Origin of the sequence: Shewanella benthica KT99 (assembly GCF_000172075.1) — a bacterium.
In the GTDB taxonomy this organism is placed as follows: domain Bacteria; phylum Pseudomonadota; class Gammaproteobacteria; order Enterobacterales; family Shewanellaceae; genus Shewanella; species Shewanella benthica_A.
In genome coordinates this window covers 1-1227 of sequence record NZ_ABIC01000102.1, presented here as the reverse complement: position 1 = coordinate 1227, position 1227 = coordinate 1, and the positions used below count along the sequence as shown (strand labels likewise).

At 43.3% G+C, this 1227-nt stretch carries 1 protein-coding gene; it reads left to right on the top strand.

Annotated elements, in window-relative coordinates; translation table 11 throughout:
* Window positions 1-114: 114 nt before the first annotated feature.
* On the top strand, window positions 115-984 hold the full coding sequence (gene fieF, locus KT99_RS19695) for a cation efflux pump FieF (RefSeq protein WP_005503839.1): 870 nt from the start codon (window positions 115-117) through the stop codon (window positions 982-984).
* Window positions 985-1227 lie beyond the last annotated feature (243 nt).

Genomic DNA, 1227 nt, shown 5'->3' with positions numbered 1-1227 from the left:
ACTAGTCATCAGTTTTTGATTCTGTATTGATATACACTTGAGGTCATAGGCTTCCCCTGCTTGCTATTCTTAAGTAAGAAAGTTAATAGCTATATATAGTAGAAATATGATCTCATGAATCAAGATTCCCAATACGACTTTTGGGTCAAGCTAGCTAGCCGAGCCGCAGTGGCTACGGCTTTGACCCTTATCATTATTAAGATGGCAGCCTGGATGTACTCAGGATCTGCTAGCATGCTAGCGTCATTGACTGATTCATTTGCCGATGCGCTCGCATCCATAGTTAACTTCATAGCAATTCGATACGCCATAGTCCCTGCGGACCAAGATCATAGATATGGCCATGGTAAAGCAGAGCCGTTAGCTGCATTAGCCCAGTCTGCATTTATTTTGGGTTCTGCCTTCTTACTGCTTTTTCATGGTGGGGACCGGCTAATTAACCCCACCCCCGTTCATCATGCCATGCTGGGTGTCGTGGTATCTATAGTCGCTATTATCTTAACCTTTGCTTTAGTTGTACTGCAGAAAAAAGCGTTAGCCGCGACATCTAGCACTATTGTTGAGGCCGACGCACTTCACTATAAATCAGATCTATTCCTGAATGCAGCTGTATTAGTGGCGCTAGTTCTCTCACAATATGGTTGGTGGTGGGCTGATGGCTTGTTTGCAATCCTTATTGCAATCTTCATAGGGCAACAAGCTTTGGATTTAGGGTATCGCTCAATTCAGTCTCTACTGGATAGAGAGTTGGATGATGATACTAGATTAAAGATTATTGAGTTGGCCCAACAAGACCCACAAGTTAAAGGCATTCATGATTTAAGAACCCGTGAATCAGGTAAGACAACATTTATTCAATGCCATTTAGAACTGGATGGTTCTCTTAGCCTAAGAGAGGCACATGTCATAGCCGACAAGACTGAAGCGAGAATAAGAGAGGCATTTTCTGATGCTGAAGTCATCATACATCAAGACCCTGTATAGCCAATAACATGGGCAGCGCCGATATTCTGGCCAGTTTCTTGTTGATTTGTGGGTAAGTCTGGGGGTAACCAGTGGGTACCGTGTGGTTAAGTATAATTTATTAAAAAGTCGTTTTTCTCTGAAAAGCGCTTGCGCTCTGGGCTGACATCTCTATAATGCGCATCCACTGACACGGCAAACCAGTCCTACTAAACATTTAAGTTAACTAAGACGCAGTCGAGTCAGGCAACAAGTAAGCTTGTT